At 64.2% G+C, this 15,940-nt stretch carries 18 protein-coding genes; 5 read left to right on the top strand and 13 right to left on the bottom strand.

Going from position 1 to position 15,940, the window contains the following annotated elements:
• Positions 1-4 precede the first annotated feature (4 nt).
• From E0473_RS11910 to E0473_RS11875, 8 genes are all read right to left on the bottom strand, one after another.
• Complete coding sequence (locus tag E0473_RS11910; RefSeq protein ID WP_137681117.1) at positions 5-1,762, bottom strand: peptidoglycan D,D-transpeptidase FtsI family protein; 1,758 nt, start codon at positions 1,760-1,762, stop codon at positions 5-7.
• Positions 1,759-2,295, bottom strand: a complete 537-nt coding sequence (locus E0473_RS11905; protein WP_137681116.1) for a hypothetical protein — start codon at positions 2,293-2,295, stop codon at positions 1,759-1,761. Before E0473_RS11905 ends, E0473_RS11910 begins: the two co-directional genes overlap by 4 nt.
• Positions 2,292-3,263 carry a 16S rRNA (cytosine(1402)-N(4))-methyltransferase RsmH gene (rsmH, locus tag E0473_RS11900; protein ID WP_137681115.1) on the bottom strand — a complete coding sequence of 324 codons (972 nt, stop codon included), beginning with the start codon at positions 3,261-3,263 and terminating at the stop codon, positions 2,292-2,294. Before rsmH ends, E0473_RS11905 begins: the two co-directional genes overlap by 4 nt.
• The gene (locus E0473_RS11895; RefSeq protein WP_241657487.1) at positions 3,260-3,754 is read right to left on the bottom strand and encodes a division/cell wall cluster transcriptional repressor MraZ; all 495 of its coding nucleotides are present in this window, start codon (positions 3,752-3,754) and stop codon (positions 3,260-3,262) included. Before E0473_RS11895 ends, rsmH begins: the two co-directional genes overlap by 4 nt.
• Positions 3,755-3,953: 199 nt before the next feature.
• Complete coding sequence (locus E0473_RS11890; protein WP_161981582.1) at positions 3,954-4,823, bottom strand: Gldg family protein; 870 nt, start codon at positions 4,821-4,823, stop codon at positions 3,954-3,956.
• Positions 4,810-5,181 (bottom strand): hypothetical protein, encoded by a 372-nt coding sequence (locus tag E0473_RS11885; protein ID WP_137681113.1) that lies wholly within the window; start codon positions 5,179-5,181, stop codon positions 4,810-4,812. Before E0473_RS11885 ends, E0473_RS11890 begins: the two co-directional genes overlap by 14 nt.
• Before the next feature lie 32 nt (positions 5,182-5,213).
• Positions 5,214-6,209, bottom strand: coding sequence for a cysteine synthase A (locus E0473_RS11880; RefSeq protein WP_137681112.1), 996 nt, complete (start codon positions 6,207-6,209; stop codon positions 5,214-5,216).
• Positions 6,210-6,271: 62 nt separating this feature from the next.
• Positions 6,272-6,589: a 2Fe-2S iron-sulfur cluster-binding protein gene (locus tag E0473_RS11875; protein WP_137681111.1), complete on the bottom strand. Its 318-nt coding sequence runs from the start codon at positions 6,587-6,589 to the stop codon at positions 6,272-6,274.
• A gap of 70 nt (positions 6,590-6,659) precedes the next feature.
• Here E0473_RS11875 and E0473_RS11870 point away from each other — a divergent pair, with 70 nt between their 5' ends.
• Positions 6,660-7,277 carry a DNA-3-methyladenine glycosylase family protein gene (locus E0473_RS11870; RefSeq protein ID WP_137681110.1) on the top strand — a complete coding sequence of 206 codons (618 nt, stop codon included), beginning with the start codon at positions 6,660-6,662 and terminating at the stop codon, positions 7,275-7,277.
• 196 nt (positions 7,278-7,473) lie between these two features.
• Here the strand turns inward: E0473_RS11870 and E0473_RS11865 are convergent, their stop codons facing one another.
• The gene (locus tag E0473_RS11865) at positions 7,474-8,244 is read right to left on the bottom strand and encodes a carbonic anhydrase (protein WP_241657486.1); all 771 of its coding nucleotides are present in this window, start codon (positions 8,242-8,244) and stop codon (positions 7,474-7,476) included.
• A 494-nt stretch (positions 8,245-8,738) separates the two neighbouring features.
• On the opposite strand from E0473_RS11865, the gene E0473_RS11860 reads away from it, so the two are divergent.
• Entirely contained in the window at positions 8,739-10,694 is a 1,956-nt protein-coding gene (locus E0473_RS11860; RefSeq protein WP_137681109.1) for a S9 family peptidase, read from the top strand.
• A gap of 44 nt (positions 10,695-10,738) precedes the next feature.
• Here the strand turns inward: E0473_RS11860 and E0473_RS11855 are convergent, their stop codons facing one another.
• A complete protein-coding gene (locus E0473_RS11855) occupies positions 10,739-11,044 on the bottom strand; it encodes a 4a-hydroxytetrahydrobiopterin dehydratase (RefSeq protein WP_137681108.1) in 306 nt (101 codons plus the stop codon).
• A 54-nt stretch (positions 11,045-11,098) separates the two neighbouring features.
• On the opposite strand from E0473_RS11855, the gene ccmA reads away from it, so the two are divergent.
• Both ccmA and E0473_RS11845 read left to right on the top strand, forming a co-directional pair.
• A complete protein-coding gene (gene ccmA / locus E0473_RS11850; protein ID WP_137681107.1) occupies positions 11,099-11,677 on the top strand; it encodes a heme ABC exporter ATP-binding protein CcmA in 579 nt (192 codons plus the stop codon).
• Positions 11,674-12,336 (top strand): heme exporter protein CcmB, encoded by a 663-nt coding sequence (locus E0473_RS11845; RefSeq protein ID WP_137681106.1) that lies wholly within the window; start codon positions 11,674-11,676, stop codon positions 12,334-12,336. The genes ccmA and E0473_RS11845 overlap by 4 nt, the downstream gene beginning before the upstream one ends.
• Here the strand turns inward: E0473_RS11845 and E0473_RS11840 are convergent.
• The 3 genes from E0473_RS11840 to E0473_RS11830 form a co-directional block, all read right to left on the bottom strand.
• Positions 12,333-12,704, bottom strand: coding sequence for a c-type cytochrome (locus E0473_RS11840; protein WP_137681105.1), 372 nt, complete (start codon positions 12,702-12,704; stop codon positions 12,333-12,335). The two genes, E0473_RS11845 and E0473_RS11840, sit on opposite strands and share 4 nt — an antisense overlap.
• Positions 12,705-12,784: 80 nt before the next feature.
• Positions 12,785-13,612 carry a type I methionyl aminopeptidase gene (gene map / locus E0473_RS11835; RefSeq protein WP_137681104.1) on the bottom strand — a complete coding sequence of 276 codons (828 nt, stop codon included), beginning with the start codon at positions 13,610-13,612 and terminating at the stop codon, positions 12,785-12,787.
• Between the two features lie 60 nt (positions 13,613-13,672).
• Positions 13,673-14,542 (bottom strand): DUF4163 domain-containing protein, encoded by an 870-nt coding sequence (locus E0473_RS11830; protein ID WP_161981581.1) that lies wholly within the window; start codon positions 14,540-14,542, stop codon positions 13,673-13,675.
• Between E0473_RS11830 and E0473_RS11825 the strand changes: the two genes are divergently transcribed.
• On the top strand, positions 14,541-15,938 hold the full coding sequence (locus tag E0473_RS11825) for a leucyl aminopeptidase family protein (RefSeq protein WP_137681102.1): 1,398 nt from the start codon (positions 14,541-14,543) through the stop codon (positions 15,936-15,938). The two genes, E0473_RS11830 and E0473_RS11825, sit on opposite strands and share 2 nt — an antisense overlap.
• Positions 15,939-15,940 lie beyond the last annotated feature (2 nt).

Here is a 15,940-nt window from a genome sequence, read left to right as displayed (position 1 = left end):
GCGATTACTCCCCCACCAGCGAGCGAACATCGCTCAGATCGATGTCGCGGTTGGCATCGGGCAGGACACCCAGCTGCGGGCCGACCCGCGACACCAGTCGCTTCACGATAGGTGCGGCGTTCCAGGCGGCGGTGCGCTGGAACGATGAGGCGCGCGTGCCCTTCGGCTCGTCAAGCATGGCGATCACCACATAGCGTGGCTTGTCCATCGGGAAGGCCGCGGCAAAGGTGGAAACCAGCGTCGTCCGGCGATAGCCGCGCACACCTGGCTTTTCGGCAGAACCTGTCTTGCCGCCCACGCGGAAACCGGGCGCATCGGCGTTCTTACCGGTGCCATAGAGCGCGATCAGACGCAGCAACTGGTTCATCCGCGCGCTGGTGCTCGCCTTGAACACCCGGCGACCGCGCGGCGCATGGCCAGGCTCAATCCGGTTGAGCGTCGCCGGACGCCAGATCCCGCCATTGACCATCGCCGCATAGGCCGAAGCCAGGTGGAGCGGCGTCACCGCGATGCCGTGGCCGAACCCGGCGTAAAGCGCCTTGGTCTTGTCCCACTGGCCTTCCATGCCCAGCGGGGCGCCGCGTGCGGGCAGCTCGATATAGGGCGCCTCGTTCATGCCAAGCTGGCCGAAGTAGTTATGCAGAGTCGGCCCGCCGATCTCGCCCGCGATCTGTGCCGAAACGATGTTCGAGGAATGGATCAGCGTCTCGGGAACGTTGAGCGTATCGCCGATGAAGTGGCTGTCGCCGATGGAATAGCGGCCCACCCTGACCGGCTTGTTGGCCTGCCAGCGACGGCCAAGGTTCGTAATCACCCCGGTATCGATGGCAACCGCCACGGTCAGCGGCTTGAAGGTGGAGCCGAGTTCGTAGACCTGGTTAGTCAGGCGGTTGAACACGGCGGGCATTTCGCCGGCATCTGTGCGCTCCTTGGGCAGCACGACATCGGAAGTGCGGATCTGGTTCGGATCGAACCCCGGCTTACTCGCCAGCGCAAGAACCTCGCCGGTATCGACATCGAGTACGATGCCTGCCGCGCCCACCGCGTCGACCGAGAGCATCCCACGCTCCAACTCGTCTTCCAGCGCGCCTTGCACCCGCGCGTCGATTGACAGGGCGACCGGCTCGCCGCGCAGGGCGGGGTCGAGCAGCCGCTTGTCGAGCACCGCTTCCATGCCGACCCGGCCATGGCCATCGGCGGCGACATAGCCCAGCACGTGCGCCGCCAGTGAGCCTTGCGGATAGTGGCGGTCCTTTTCGCGCGTGATTTCCAGCGCCAGTTCGCCAATGTTCTGCACCTTGTTGGCATCTTCGGGCAGGATGCGGCGGCGGATATAGCCCGCCTTGCGAGAGGCCAGCATCTGCGCCACCTCGCTCTCGTCGAGATCGGGGAAAATGGCCCGCAGTTCGCGCGCCACATCGGCTGCCGAGCGGACCAGCGGTTCGCCACCATCCGCCATCGCCTCGGGATTGAACCAGAGCGCATAGGCAGGAAACTCACGGGCCAGCGGCAGGCCGTTGCGATCGGTAATCTCGCCGCGATCGGGCCGCAACAGCGTTACCATAGACTGCACCTGCGGCCCCGGCTTGGCCGCGCCGAGCCACGCAATCCGCCCCAGCGCACACAGCGCCAGCGCCACGAAGCCGAACATCAGCAGCAACAGCCGCAGCCGCGCCACCAGCAGCGCGCGGCGGCGGTGATCGAACAGTCCGGCTCCGGTGCTGCGCACCCGCATATGGGGAGCCGCTGCAAGCGTGGTCATTGGCCAAGGTCTCCGCGCAAGGAAACCAGCGGCACACGCACCTGGCCGCTGCTGTCGCCAAGACCGATGCCCACCCCGCGATTGCGCGAGCCATCGCCAGCCGTAGGCGGCACCCCTTCGACCAGCGCCGCATCGAGCGGCTCACCCGTCAATGGCGAAACCAGCTTTGGAAAGGCGGGCACGCCGTCGGTCGAACTCAGGCCCGCCAGCCGGATAGGCGCAGGCGCATCGTCGGCGCGCGGCTTGGAGAATTGGGCAAGCTGGCGCTCACCATCGATGAACTGGCTCGCCTCGGGCGCGCGAAAGCCGAAGTTGATGCGGTTGAGCCGGGCCAGCTGAACCTGGTTCGCGCGGGTCATAAACTCGGTTTCGAGCATCATGTTCGCGCGTTCGAGGCGCACGATCTCGCGCTCGGCCTGCACCACTTCGGAGTGAACCGCGTTCACCTTGAGGTGCAGCATCACGTAGAGCACGATACAGACCGACAAAACGGCAAGCCAACCGAAACGGCGATAACGGGCGGGCGTCGTCATACTGCCTCCTGATCGTTCTGGCGGGCGGGTGCGGCTGTGCGGGTGGCAGCGCGCAAGGTGGCCGAGCGGGCGCGCGGGTTACGCTCGATCTCAGCGGCAGACGGGCGGATCGCGCGCGATACCTGCGTGTAGATCGCCGGCATGTCGCTCGCCGTCTCAGGCAGATAGCGCGATCCGCGCGGGTTCTGGTTGGCGGCATCGCGCAGGTAGGCCTTGACGATGCGGTCCTCCAGCGAGTGGAAGCTGACCACCGCCAGCCGGCCACCCTCGCCCAGCAAATGCTCGGCGGCGGCAAGGCCCTCGGCCAGCTCGTCCAGCTCACGGTTCACGTGGATGCGGATCGCCTGAAAGGTGCGCGTCGCCGGATCTTTCGGCGCGCCGGGATGGTGGCCCAGCGCCTTGCGCACCACATTGGCCAGCTCGCCCGTGGTGGTAAGCGGGCGCGCCGCCACGATCGCGCGGGCGACGCGGCGCGACTGGCGCTCCTCACTATACTGATAGAGCACGTCGGCGATGGCACTTTCCGTTGCGGTGTTGACGAAGTCGGCGGCATTGGGGCCTGACTGGTCCATCGTCATGTCGAGCGGACCATCGTGCATGAAGGCAAAGCCTCGCTCGGCCTGATCGAGCTGCATTGAGGAGACGCCGATGTCCATCGTCACGCCGTCGACCTTCTCCACGCCAGCCTCGGCCAGCGCCTCTGCCATTTCGGAAAAACGCCGGTGGTGCAGCACCAGCCGCGGCGGATCTTCGCGAGTTTCAGCCCATTCGTTGCCAGCGGCGATGGCGTCGGGATCGCGATCGAAGGCGTGGACGGTGGCGCCGCGCGCCAGCAGCGCACGGGTATAGCCGCCCGCGCCGAAGGTCGCATCGACCATCAGCTCGCCCGGCTGCGGGGTCAGCGCTTCGATCACCTCGTCAAGCAGGACGGGAACGTGCGGGGCAGGAGAGTTCGCGGCGCCGCTCATTTCGCCTTCGCCTTCTTCTTCGCGGTTTCGGCGAGCGTGCGGCAGTTGGCCTTCCCGTTCTCCCAAGCCTCGCCCATCGAATAGAGCTTTTCCGGCGCCCAGATCGTGAAGAACGGCATCCCGCCCTGGAAGAAGATCTCATCACCCAGCCCGGCGAGATCCGTCAGGTGGTCTGGCATGACGAAGCGCCCGCTGGCATCGAACGGAACCTCGACGTAGCTCAGCAGCTGCGCGCCGCGCAGTTCGCGGTCGTAGTCCTTGTCGCGGCGCAGGGCAGCTTCTTCCTCGCGGTCGAGGATATCTTCGAACCCGGCGATGGCGGATTGGCTGAACGCCTTGAGGCAGGGCCAGCGCTCGTGCTTGCCGAGGCACAGGATGCGCTCGTCGCCCTTGTCGGCGAAGTCCTTGCGGAAGGACGGAGGCAGCACGAACCGGCTCTTTTCGCCGCGAAGCGAAAAGCCCTGTCCCTTGTACTGGATCGGCAATGCCACTGCCCCGGTCCCCGATTAAGCCCAAATTCGCCAGACACGCCCTCCCCGAACCCTGAAGCGCAGGCGCAACAGGGCCGCCCCGAAAATTCGGAACGCTGGACGCGAGTCATGTCCGATGCCTCACCGTAGTACCGTGACAGGGAGCGGGAATAAAGGGGAAATTACGGGAAATCTTGGGATATGTGGGACTATCTAGGCCCTACGGCGGAGCATTTATCCCTTCCCTATCGTTAACCAAAGTGCCTGAATTTCTATCATATTCTTGATTCTCGGCAATATTCTCAGAAGAAACCGCCTCGGCCCGCGCCGTCCCGCCCGCTCCCGCATTGTCCCCGAAGGCGCGCGCCAGCAGCATGGACAGCGCGGGAGCGGATTCGGACACGGGATCGGCCAGATCGAGCAGCGCGGCATCAGCCACGATCAGCGCAAACCCGCTCCCCAGGCCGCATTGCGCCACCAGATCGCCTGCCGAAAGGGTGCAGGATTGCGCCTCACCCACCATGCCGAATGTGCCAGCAAGCCGAGCAGGCAAGGGCGTGCCCGCAAAATCCCGCATTTGCCAATCCGCGCTTTGGCCTGGGTCGAATCGCAGCTCCAGCCCCCAGTGCGCGAGAATTGGAGAAAGCAGCGCCACGTCTTGCGGGCGCCGCCGGTCACCCAGCGCAAAGCGGCTTTCGCCCGTCATTAAAGGATCGGCGAACAGCAGCAGGCGCCCGCCCGCTCGCACCCAGGCATCGAGCGCGACATTCTCGTCGGCAGTCAGCCCGCGTGGCTGGGCCAGCAGCAGGAACTTTTGCTCCGCCAGCGCCTCGGGCGAGAGATAATCGAGCGGGACGAGATGATAGCCCTGCTCCAGACTGGCACGCGCCCAGTGCAGTTCCGCCTCGCCTGCCAGCAGTTCGGCAAACCCGCCGCTTTCGCCCCAGTAGATCGGGATTGTCCCCATCAGCCCCAGCTGCGGCAAAGGCGCGTCGCCCTGCGTTTCGGGCATGGCATCGCTCGCAGCCAGCGGCGCGGACAAGGCCAGCGCCGCCGCTGCGAGGGCCAGCGCCAGATTACTGCGCAGCAACGCCAGCGGGCAACGGAGCATTGGTGGACGGGGTGGGTTGCGCGCTTTCGGCAGGCACGCCGGTTTCGATAGGCAATTCGGGCACCACGCCCGCATCCGCCAGCGGATCGCGCGGCGCGGCAGGCTCTGTAGGCTCCACAGAAGGCCCGGTCTTGGAGACAACGCTCGCCTCAGTCTGATCGGCGCGGCTGACCACGATATCGGCCAGCGCCACCACCAGGATCATGCACACCAGCCCGAAGATTCCGACCTGCAACCGCTGCACCTTCTGCGCCCGCGTGCCGGCAAACGGCGCACCTTCTGGCGCCACCTCGGGACGGTTGAAGCTTTTCAAGAGTTCGCGCGGATCGATCGCCATGATTTCGGCCCCCTAAGCCGAACCAGATGAACCTAACCTAGCCAATCGAAAACAGGCAAGCCTTTCGCGCGCAGCCATTCGGCGTTGTACAGCGTGGAGAGATAGCGGAAACCGGTATCGCACAGGATCGTCGCCACCCGCGCATCGGGGCCGAGTTCGCGGCCCAGCGCCACCGCGCCCGCCACGTTGATGCCCGAGGAGAGGCCCAAGGCCAACCCTTCCTCGCGCAGCAACTGCGCGACCCACTTGAGACCTTCCTCGTCCGAAATCCGGAACTGCGTATCGATCGGAGCGCCTTCGAGGTTCGCCGTGATGCGCCCCTGCCCGATCCCCTCAGCCACCGACGAGCCCTCGGCCTTCAGCTCGCCTTGCGCATAATAGTTATAGAGCGCAGCGCCGTGCGGGTCGGTGAGCGCGATGCGAATGTTCTCGTCAAAGGCCTTCAGCCCCATAGCCACGCCAGCGATGGTGCCGCCGGTGCCAGCCGCGCAAGTGAAGCCCGAGACCTTGCCGCCAAGCTGCTCCCAGATTTCGGGCGCGGTGCTTTCGATATGGGCGCGGCGGTTGGCGACGTTGTCGAATTGGTTGGCCCAGATCGCACCTTCGGTTTCCTCGGCCAGACGGCGGCTTGTGTGGACGAAGTGGTTAGGATCGGCAAACTTGGTCGGCGGGACCAGCACCAGCTCTGCGCCCAGCGCACGCAGCGTGGCCATTTTCTCCGCGCTCTGGTTGTCGGGCATGACGATGATCGTCTTGTAACCCTTGGCATTGGCCACCAGCGCAAGGCCAATGCCGGTGTTGCCCGCCGTCCCTTCGACCACGGTGCCACCGGGCTTGAGCTCGCCGCGCTCCTCGGCATCGCGGATGATCCACAAAGCCGCGCGGTCCTTCACCGAGGCTCCGGGGTTGGCAAATTCGCACTTGCCCCAGATCTCGCATCCGGCGGCCTCACTCGCGCCCTTAAGAAGAACGAGCGGGGTGTTGCCGATGAGGTCGAGGCTGTCTGTCTTGACGGGTAAAGCTGTCATGCTGCCCGAAGTAGGATGCGCGGGGCCAGAGGGCAATCAGCTTTGCCTTGGCCCGCGTGAAGTCAGTCTTCCTCGGCGATGCGGACCTTTAGGCCATCCAGCTCGCCGGTGAACGGAAGCTGGCAGGACAGGCGGCTGGTCGCATCGCGATGGTCCGAACTGTCGAGCAGGTCGTCCTCGTCCTCGCTCATGGCGGGCAGCTTGTCGGCAAAGGCCGGGTCGACATGGACGTGACAGGTGGCGCACGAGCAGCAACCGCCGCACAGCGCGAGCAGCTCGTCGAAGCCGTTGTCGCGGATGGCCTCCATCACGGTGAGGCCTTCGCCAACCTCGACGGTCTCTTCCTCACCCGAACGGCTGACGACGGTTAGCTGCGGCATATGCGGGAATCCCTTTGTTGATTTCGCGCCGTGCTAGGCAATCGCGAAAAAGTTGGCAAGAAGGGCGCATATGGGACTTACCTCGGAGCAGATCACCACCAGCCTCGACTGGATCGCCGCGCGCGAGCCGACAATTGCGCAAGCGCTGGAGCGCTGCGGCTACCCCGAACCGCGCATTCGCGAGCGCGGCTATCGCACCTTGCTACGCACGATCGTCGGCCAGCAGGTAAGCGTGGCGTCAGCTTCCTCTGTGTGGCGCAAGATGGAGGCCGAACTGGGCGAGGACATTCATCCCGCCCAACTGCTGGCGCGTGATTTCGATGCCCTGCGCGCCTGCGGACTGTCGCGGCAGAAGCAGGGCTATGCGCGCAGTCTGTGCGAACTGGTCCACGCGGGTGAGCTGGACCTTGAAAACCTTCCCGCAGACGACGAAGCCGCGATTGCCGAGCTGACGCGGATCAAGGGCATCGGCCGCTGGTCTGCCGAGATTTACCTGCTGTTTGCGGAAGGCCGCCCCGATATCTGGCCCGCTGGCGATCTGGCGGTGATGGCGGGCATGGGGAAGATCTTGGGCCTGGAGGAACGGCCCGATGAAAAAGCGACCCGTGCGCTGGCGGAGGGCTGGCGGCCCCATCGCGGCGCGCTCGCGATCTTTACCTGGCATTGTTACGATAATCCGGCGCTGTGAGTGTTGCGAGCCGGCGCAGATGCGCTGCGCTTTCCTATGGCCCCTGCCATCTACTAAACGGCTTGGACAAATTCAGACCTGAGCCTCGGCCCGCAATCGGCATACTGTCACACCGAGCTGGATGGACGAGTTTGAGGGGAAAACGGACGGGGGCCATACGCTTTCGATCCGTGGAGAGACTGCATGCTGTAAGCTGTCAGCCTTCCGGACCAACGACAAGCCGATTGTTAACCGGTTGGAGCGAGCGGTTGCTATTGCCCAAACGGCTGACAAACATGGCGATCTGTTCCGGGCTCGCCGTCAGAACGTTATCTGCTACGTGCCAATTTACGCCTTCGGTGCAAGGAGGCGTCGTCAACGAACCCATGTAGCGATAAACAGAGAGGTCGTCGGGTACGAGCTTTGCGACGTCGAATTCGAAAGCCGACCGGTTTGCCTCCATCGCATCGATGATAGGCTGCAACGCTGGATTTGCCTCGCCTTCCTCGAACGCTACACCCAGCACGGCAAAGTGCCCTTTCTGGGACCCGTGAACGAGATGGACAACGAGCGGATAGCGCTTGTCGTGCAGAACATGTTCTGCAGGAGTATGGAAATGCATCTGCAGCAAGCTGTAAAGACGCTCGCCCGAAATCATTCCCATGCCGGGGCCCACATCGACCTGCACTTTGCGTGGGCCCAATTTCAGCTTACCCTCGGCCACCCCGTAAGAAGCGGAAAGACTGATATCACCGCGAGCATTTGTCTCAGCTAGATCTATGGGAGATTGCATCGCCCCGGCATCGCAGGCTCCATAAGCTTCATTTGTCACCGACCATTTTTCGGGAAGCTCACCGTCACCATACACCCAATCAGGGACGTCCCCTGATTGTGCAAATGCAACCGTGTGCATCAACAAGGCGGTGCAGCCACACGCCGCAGATAGAAGCCTGCTCATTGTCCCTCCAAATTTGTCGGCTGTTGACATTGTTCTCAGTTCCGCCAGCGCCGACACTGTCGCTGTCCACCCATAGGATAGCGAATTCCACGATCACAGGCAGCTTAACGCATTATTATTCTGAGTTATTTTTCATAGTCAAGGGCCGCAACGCGGCGCTGTGATCTTTGGCTATTGAGGCAGGTCTCCAAGGCCACCCGCCCCGGCCAGGCCAGCACTTTATTTCAAACGCAGCGGGCTGCTAGGGAGGGCTAACATTGCGTTGGTAAGAAGAGTCTTTCCCTTGTGGGGGGATCGAGGTTCCATGCAAGCGTCGCGCCCCCAACCCCCTCGAAGAGATGAGCAAGGTTGATCAGCAATGTCATCCTGCCACATTCGGCATTCGCTTTTTCCCATGGTCTGCTTTCGCGCCTTAATCCGGCAAAATGTCAACTTCGTCAGGTTCGCGGTTCGGCTTATGCCCGCCCCACCCTTCCCATTCTCCCCAGCAATCCCTAGCTCTCCAGCAACCCAAGGGAGAGCCCATGACTGCTACCGCCACCACCGACGCCCTCGCCACCGTTCCCCTGATCCCGCGCGATCACATTTTCGGCAATCCGACCCGCGCAGGCGGCAAGATCAGTCCCGATGGCAAGTGGGTCAGCTGGATGGCGCCGCACGAAGGCGTGATGAACGTGTGGATGGCTCCATCGGATGATCCCGACAATCCGCGCCGCATGACCAGCGCAACAGAGCGCCCGATCCCGGCATATTTCTGGTCACCCGATTCCACCTCGCTGCTCTATATCCAGGACAAGGGCGGCGATGAGAACTTTCTGCTTTATCAGGTGAATGTGGAAAGCGGTGAGGAACGCTGTCTGACCCCGTTCGAGAACACCCGGGCGCAGGTGGTCGGCGCTTCAGACACGATCAAGGATACCATCCTCGTCGGCATCAACAATCGCGATCCGCGCTTTCACGATGTCCACAAGTTGAACCTCAAGACCGGCGAAATGGAGCTGGTCTACGAGAACAACGCCTATGTCGGCTTCGAAAGCGACGACAGCCTGACGCTGCGCTGGGCGATCCAGCAGAACGCCGCGGGCGGCAACGACATGTTCGAGATTGTCGACGGCGTGGTGGCCGAGGCGCCGCGCGAAAGCATCGGGATGGACGATGCGCTGACCACCGGCACCGCTGGCTACACCACCGATGGTTCGGTACTTTACTGGCTCGACAGCCGGGGCCGCGACACCGCCGCGCTCTATGCCGAGGACACCGCGACCGGCGAGCGAACCCTCGTCGCCGAGCACGACAAGGCCGATGTGGGCGGCACCATGCGCGACACCAAAACCGGAGTGGTACAGGCTTGGAGCGCGACCTATCTGCGCACCGAGCATCACGCCATTGATCCAGAAATCGGCGCCGCGCTCGCATGGTTGCGCAAGCGGCTCGATGGCGACTTCGGCATTCAGTCGCGCACCGACGATGATCGCAAGTGGCTGGTCTGGAACGACCCGCTGACCGCTCCGATCCGCGCCTACCTTTACGACCGCGATGCCGACACGCTAACCGAGTTCTACAACACCCGGCCCGAGCTGGAAGGCGCGCCGCTCCAACCGATGCATGCGCTGGAGATCACCAGCCGCGATGGGCTCACTTTGCCCTCGTTCCTCACCCTGCCCCCGGCCTGCGACGAGGATGGCGACGGCATTCCTTCAGAGCCGGTGCCGATGGTGCTGCTGGTTCACGGCGGGCCCTGGGCGCGCGATGGCTATGGCTACAACCGGACGCATCAGTGGCTGGCCAACCGTGGCTATGCGGTGCTCTCGGTGAACTTCCGCGGCTCGACCGGGTTCGGCAAGAGCTTCATCAATGCCGGCAACCTCGAATGGTCGGGCAAGATGCACGATGACCTTATCGACGCGGTGGAATGGGCCGTGGAGAAAGGCATCGCCGCGCGCGACAAAGTCGCGATCATGGGCGGCTCTTACGGCGGCTATGCTACGCTGGTGGGGCTGACGTTTACGCCGGACGTGTTCGTCTGCGGCGTCGATATCGTCGGCCCGTCGAACCTCGAGACACTGTTGGAAACGATCCCGCCATATTGGGAGCCGTTGGTGAAGCAATTCCACGAACGGATGGGCAACCCCGGCACGCCCGAGGGGCTGGAGTTCCTGAAGTCGATCAGCCCGCTCTACAAGGCGGACAAGATCGAGAAGCCGCTGCTGATCGGCCAGGGCGCGAACGATCCGCGCGTGAAGCAGGCCGAAAGCGACCAGATCGTGAGCGCGATGGAAGCGGCGGGAATTCCCGTCACCTATGTGCTGTTTCCCGACGAAGGCCACGGCTTCCACCGTCCAGAAAACAACATCGCCTTCAACGCAATCACCGAAGAGTTCCTGTCGCGCTATCTCGGTGGACGGGCCGAGGCAGCGGGTGACACTGTCGCAAAGTCCACCGCACAGATCCCCAACGGGGCGGAGCATCTGGGGCTTTAGTTAGCACGCCCCGCTCACCGCGAGCGGATGTGGCAAGGCGGGGCCTAATCCACCAGCGCGTCAATGGCGCTGGCCATCCTGAAGTCTCGCGAGGTAAGCCCACCCGCATCGTGGCTGGTCAGCGTGATCGCGACGCGGTTGTAAACATTGGCCCAGTCGGGGTGATGGTTGTGCTGCTCAGCCAGCATGGCCACGCGGGTCATGAAGGCGAAGGCCTCGGAAAAGTCGGCGAAGGAAAACCCGCGCGAGATCGACTTGTGCGCATCGCCCAGCGTCCATTCGGGCAGGCGGGCCAGCGCGCTTTCCAGTTCGCTGGGCTTGTCGATGGCGTTAGTTGACTGGTCGGTCATGATGCGAATCCCTTGGCTTGTTAGGCTGAGTTCCATCGCCTAACGCACGAGCCGATGGAAGAGTGCCATATCCGTGCGACCGACCTTGCCTGCCGACGCGGCGACCGGCTGCTGTTCGCGGGGTTGTCGCTGGCGCTTGGCCCTGGCGAGGCGCTGCAACTGGCGGGCGCGAACGGCATCGGCAAGTCGAGCCTGATGCGCATTCTGGCAGGACTTGCCCGCCCCTATTCCGGCGAGGTCGAGAGGCAAGGCGCGCTGGCCCTGCTCGACGAACGCCCCGCGCTTGACGAACACCAGCCGCTTGGCAAGGCGCTCAATTTCTGGCGCGGAATTGACGGGGGCGAGGCGCTCGGGATCGAGCGGCTCGGGCTGGAGGCGCTGCTCGATGTGCCGGTGCGCTATCTCTCGACCGGGCAGCGCAAACGCGCGGCGCTCGCCCGCCTGCTCGGCCAGCGTACACCGATCTGGTTACTCGACGAACCGCTTAACGGGCTGGACACCCATGCCGTCGCGCTGGTCGAAACCTTGGTGGCAGAGCACCTTTCCGCAGGCGGCATCGCAGTGATCGCCAGCCACCAGACCTTCGCTCTGCCCGCGCTCACCCGGCTGGCGCTGGCGGAGCACGCGGCATGAGCGCGGCGCTGGCCCTGCTGCGGCGCGATCTTGCCCGCCTGCTCCCAGGAACGCAGGGCGGCGGCACCTTGCTGCCGCTGCTGTTCTTCCTTGCCGTGGCCATGCTCTACCCCTTCGCCATCGGCCCCAACCCCACGCTTCTGGCAGGCACCGGCGGCGGGGTAATCTGGGTCGCCGCATTGCTTGCCGCGATCCTCCCGCTCGACCGGCTGTTCGCGCCGGATCTCGAAGCGGGCATGTTCGACCAGTGGGCGCTGCGCGGCCTGTCCGAAGAGTTGGTGGTGACGGTGCGACTGATCGCACACTGGCTGAGCTTCGGCCCCTTCGTGATGCTGGCCGCCCTGCCCGCCAGCGCGCTGGTGGGTATCGACGGCGCAACCTTGCGCGTGGTCGAGCTGGGCCTGTTGGCAGGCACGCCGGGGCTGGCCGCAATCGGTATCATCATCGCCGCTGTCACCGTTGGACTGCGCGGGGGCGGCGCGGCGTTGGCGGGGCTGCTGGTTATCCCGCTTGCGGTGCCGCTGCTGATCTTCGGCGCGGGCGCGCTCTCGACCGGCGGCGAAGGCGGACTTGCCCTGACCGCCGCGATCAGCCTCGTGCTGGTGGCGATGGCGCCATTCGCCGGGGGCGCGGCAATCCGGGCTGCGCGCGAGGGCTAGCGCGGCGGCTGGTAGGCTTCGTCGCGAAGGGTGAATATGTAGCTAACCAGCGACGCAGTCTCGTCATCTTCGAGATAGAAATCCATCTCTTCAGGATAGTTGTGCGCGCTGCGCAGCCAGTTGGTCAGCGTCGCCACGCTCAACCCGCGCGCATTGGCGATGGTGGGAAACTCGGGCGACTTGGGGTTCGGCGACAGGCCATAGCGCTCGACCGAATGGCAGCCCGCACAGGCCGCCTGCGCCAGCGCGTGGCCATCGCTGGATACAATGGGAGGCGCGGCCTCCACCTGATCGACGGGGACAGTCTGGCAACCGCCGAAAATTAGCGGCAGGGCGAGAAATGCGGACTTGAGGGCAGAATTCGACATTTGAGGGCTCCACAATGAAGAGCCTGCACCATGTCGATCCCTACGCAAAAATCCTTGAGCCCGATCAACCTTTCGCAGCCTTACACGTAAGGCGGCTGATCGCGTCCGGTCGGGCTCTTGGTGAAGATCTCGCAGCCATCTTCGGTGATGCCGATCGAATGTTCGAACTGGGCCGAAAGGCTCTTGTCGCGTGTCACCGCGGTCCAGCCGTCGCTCAGCACCTTCACCGCGGGCTTGCCGAGGTTAATCATCGGCTCGATCGTCATGAACATACCCGCGCGCAGCTCGGGGCCCGTGCCCGCGCGACCGGCGTGGATCACCTCGGGCGCATCGTGGAACAGGCGGCCAAGGCCATGTCCGCAGAAATCGCGCACCACGCCATAACGGTGCCGCTCGGCATGGGCCTGAATCGCCGCGCCGATATCGCCCACCCGCGCACCGGGCCGCGCCTCGGCAATGCCAACCATCAGGCATTCGTAGGTGACTTCCACCAGCTTGCGCGCCTTCAGCGGCACATCACCAACCAGGAACATCCGGCTGGTGTCGCCATGCCAGCCGTCTACCAGCGGCGTCACGTCGATGTTGAGGATGTCGCCATCCTTCAGCTTCTTGTCGCCCGGAATGCCGTGGCAAACCACGTGATTGAGCGAGATACAGCAAGAGTGCGTATAGCCATGATAGCCAAGCGTCGCGGGCACACCGCCGCCCGCCAGCGTCATCTCGCGCACGATGTCGTCCAGCTCGCCGGTGGTTACACCGGGGCGGACATGGTCGGCCAGGGCATCAAGGATCTCGGCGGCCAGCCGCCCGGCCTTGCGCATCCCTTCGAAACCTTCGGGGCCGTGCAGCTTGATCGTGCCGTCACGCACCATATCGGCGTCGGCATCTACGTGTTGGTATTGCGTCATGCGGCCCATGTAGCGCGCCTTGCGCGAAATTTCGAGCCGCCAGCCATTTTTCTGATCGGCTTACTTCCCGACCGAAAAGATCTCGCGATATTCGGGGCGGACCGTTTCAAGCATTTCGGGCGTCAGCGGGAAGGTAAAATCGTAACTGCCTTCCACCCACGGCCCGGCGATGTAAGGCGCGATCACCACGCCGATCCGGTCGAACTTGCGCCCCCCTGCCGAGCTGAGCAAAAGGTTCGCCTCTCCGATCGCGACGCAGGCATCGAACTCGTCGTCCGACCCCTCAATCACTGGCTTACCGCGGCGCTTGGCCCGTTCCTTGTTCAGCTTTTCGCACAGTTCGTCGCCCAGTACCGCGTCGAGCGCATCGGGCGAGGCAAAGAAGGCGATCGGTTCAAGCGAAATGTTGCGCTCCTCGTCCCACACCATCGAATCGAATCCGTAATTCGGATGGGCACCGCCGGTGTAAGTCGAGATTTCTGTCGACATGCTCAGCCAGCCGGGCAAGTCCGCCATAACCTGCCACTCGGTGCTGGACGAATACTTGTTGAACGGGAACCCGTTATCGCGCGCCTCTTCCTTGTCGCGAGCGGCGTTTAGTGCCAGCTCGTCGCGCCGCTTCTGCAGTTGGGCGTCGAGCCAGTTTGCCAATTCAGGCACGTCGCCGGCGGCCTGCGGATAGGAGTACTCGAACACGAAGGTGTCAGTCTCCTCGGTCACTTGCCGCGCTCCGCCGGTGGGTGCTTTTGTCTCAGCCCCTCCCGACTCGGCGGCCACAGGCGGCGGCGTTGGCGCCTGCGGGGGCTGATCGGGCTGCTGCGCCTCCTGGCAAGAGGCAAGCGCAAGCGCAGAGGCGAGCCAGAAAAATTCGCGCGTCATACCCTTCGTCTCTTCCCAAATCCGTCCCGAATAGGCAAGCGACTGCTTCATGAGCATTGCAGAACCTTTGATCCAGCCGGATCGTGGCCAGGACGCGCACACGATCCACCTCGTGAACACCGCCAGCTTCGACGATTTCGCCAAAGGACTGAGCGGGCCCCAACGCGCTACGCTGGCTGCGCAAAAGTTCAAGGGGGCAGGTTACGAAACCGCCATCGTGCCAGAGGGCGACGGCTGGTTTGCTGTTGGCGGCGTTGCCGATCCGGAGACACTGTCAAGTTGGTGTCTGGCCAAGCTGGCCGAAGTGCTCCCTGCCGGAACCTATCGCCTTGCCAGCGGCTCCGCCGGGGCAGCCCTGCACGGTTGGCAGACCGCGCAATATCGCTTCACCCGCTACCTTAGCGAGAGCGACGCCGAAGGCCCCCGCGTGTTGCTGACGAGCGAGGCCAGCAAGATCGAGACGGCGCAGGCCGAAGCGCGCGCGGTGGCGCTGGTGCGCGATCTGGTCAACACGCCCGCTGAGGACATGGGCCCCGCCGCGCTGGAGGCCGAGGCCGAACGCATCGCCAAGGAGCATGGCGCAAGCATCGAAGTTGTGCGCGGCGACCGGCTCGAAAAAGAGTTTCCGATGGTCCACGCCGTGGGCCGCGCGGCAGAGCGCAAGCACGCCCCCCGCCTGATCGAACTGAACTGGGGCGACGATGCCCACCCGCGCCTCGCCATTGTCGGCAAGGGGGTGTGTTTCGATTCGGGCGGGCTCGATGTGAAGTCGTCCTCCGGAATGCTGCTGATGAAGAAGGATATGGGCGGCGCGGCCCATGCCCTCGCCTTGTCCGAATGGATCATGCAGGCAGGGCTCAAGGTAAGGCTGCAATGTCTTGTCCCCGCGGTCGAGAATGCGATTTCAGGCAATGCCTTCCGCCCGGGGGACATCCTTGCCAGCCGCAAGGGCCTCTCGGTGGAGATCGGCAACACCGATGCCGAAGGACGGCTGGTGTTGGCCGACGCGCTGGCGCTCGCGAGCGAGAGCGCCCCCGAGTTGGTGATCGACTTCGCCACGCTGACCGGCGCGGCGCGCGTGGCGCTGGGGCCGGATCTGCCCGCCCTGTTCACCCGCGAAGATGCGACAGCCGAAGCGCTGATTGCCGCCGGAAAGGACCACGACGACGCGCTCTGGCGTCTGCCGCTGCACGATGCCTATGGCGAGTGGCTGAAATCGCCCATCGCCGACCTCACCAACAGCCCCAGCAATGGTTACGCCGGCGCGAGTGTGGCGGCCCTGTTTCTCGACCGATTCGTGGGCGAAAAGGACGATGGCAGCCCGATCGACTGGGCCCATTTCGATACTTTCGCCTGGCGTCCGGCAGCCAAACCGGGGCGGCCCAAGGGCGGTGAGGCACTGGGCCTGCGGGCGGCCTTCCACATGGTGCGCCAGCGCTTCGGTTAACG

The organism is Aurantiacibacter suaedae (genome assembly GCF_005434915.1).
In the GTDB taxonomy this organism is placed as follows: Bacteria; Pseudomonadota; Alphaproteobacteria; order Sphingomonadales; family Sphingomonadaceae; genus Alteraurantiacibacter; species Alteraurantiacibacter suaedae.
The sequence above is the reverse complement of the archived record's forward strand: the minus strand, read 5'-3'. Positions and strand labels throughout refer to the sequence as shown.

Excerpts from the sequence above, each read along its gene's own strand:
- rsmH (WP_137681115.1), bottom strand. The coding sequence starts at position 3,263 with ATGAGCGGCGCCGCGAACTCTCCTGCCCCGCACGTTCCCGTCCTGCTT.
- E0473_RS11910 (WP_137681117.1), bottom strand. The coding sequence starts at position 1,762 with ATGACCACGCTTGCAGCGGCTCCCCATATGCGGGTGCGCAGCACCGGA.
- E0473_RS11830 (WP_161981581.1), bottom strand. The coding sequence starts at position 14,542 with ATGAAGCAGTCGCTTGCCTATTCGGGACGGATTTGGGAAGAGACGAAG.
- E0473_RS11845 (WP_137681106.1), top strand. The coding sequence starts at position 11,674 with ATGAGCGCGGCGCTGGCCCTGCTGCGGCGCGATCTTGCCCGCCTGCTC.
- E0473_RS11840 (WP_137681105.1), bottom strand. The coding sequence starts at position 12,704 with ATGTCGAATTCTGCCCTCAAGTCCGCATTTCTCGCCCTGCCGCTAATT.
- E0473_RS11855 (WP_137681108.1), bottom strand. The coding sequence starts at position 11,044 with ATGACCGACCAGTCAACTAACGCCATCGACAAGCCCAGCGAACTGGAA.
- E0473_RS11825 (WP_137681102.1), top strand. The coding sequence starts at position 14,541 with ATGAGCATTGCAGAACCTTTGATCCAGCCGGATCGTGGCCAGGACGCG.
- E0473_RS11885 (WP_137681113.1), bottom strand. The coding sequence starts at position 5,181 with ATGGCGATCGATCCGCGCGAACTCTTGAAAAGCTTCAACCGTCCCGAG.
- E0473_RS11865 (WP_241657486.1), bottom strand. The coding sequence starts at position 8,244 with ATGTCAACAGCCGACAAATTTGGAGGGACAATGAGCAGGCTTCTATCT.
- ccmA (WP_137681107.1), top strand. The coding sequence starts at position 11,099 with ATGGAAGAGTGCCATATCCGTGCGACCGACCTTGCCTGCCGACGCGGC.
- map (WP_137681104.1), bottom strand. The coding sequence starts at position 13,612 with ATGACGCAATACCAACACGTAGATGCCGACGCCGATATGGTGCGTGAC.
- E0473_RS11860 (WP_137681109.1), top strand. The coding sequence starts at position 8,739 with ATGACTGCTACCGCCACCACCGACGCCCTCGCCACCGTTCCCCTGATC.
- E0473_RS11880 (WP_137681112.1), bottom strand. The coding sequence starts at position 6,209 with ATGACAGCTTTACCCGTCAAGACAGACAGCCTCGACCTCATCGGCAAC.
- E0473_RS11870 (WP_137681110.1), top strand. The coding sequence starts at position 6,660 with ATGGGACTTACCTCGGAGCAGATCACCACCAGCCTCGACTGGATCGCC.
- E0473_RS11875 (WP_137681111.1), bottom strand. The coding sequence starts at position 6,589 with ATGCCGCAGCTAACCGTCGTCAGCCGTTCGGGTGAGGAAGAGACCGTC.
- E0473_RS11905 (WP_137681116.1), bottom strand. The coding sequence starts at position 2,295 with ATGACGACGCCCGCCCGTTATCGCCGTTTCGGTTGGCTTGCCGTTTTG.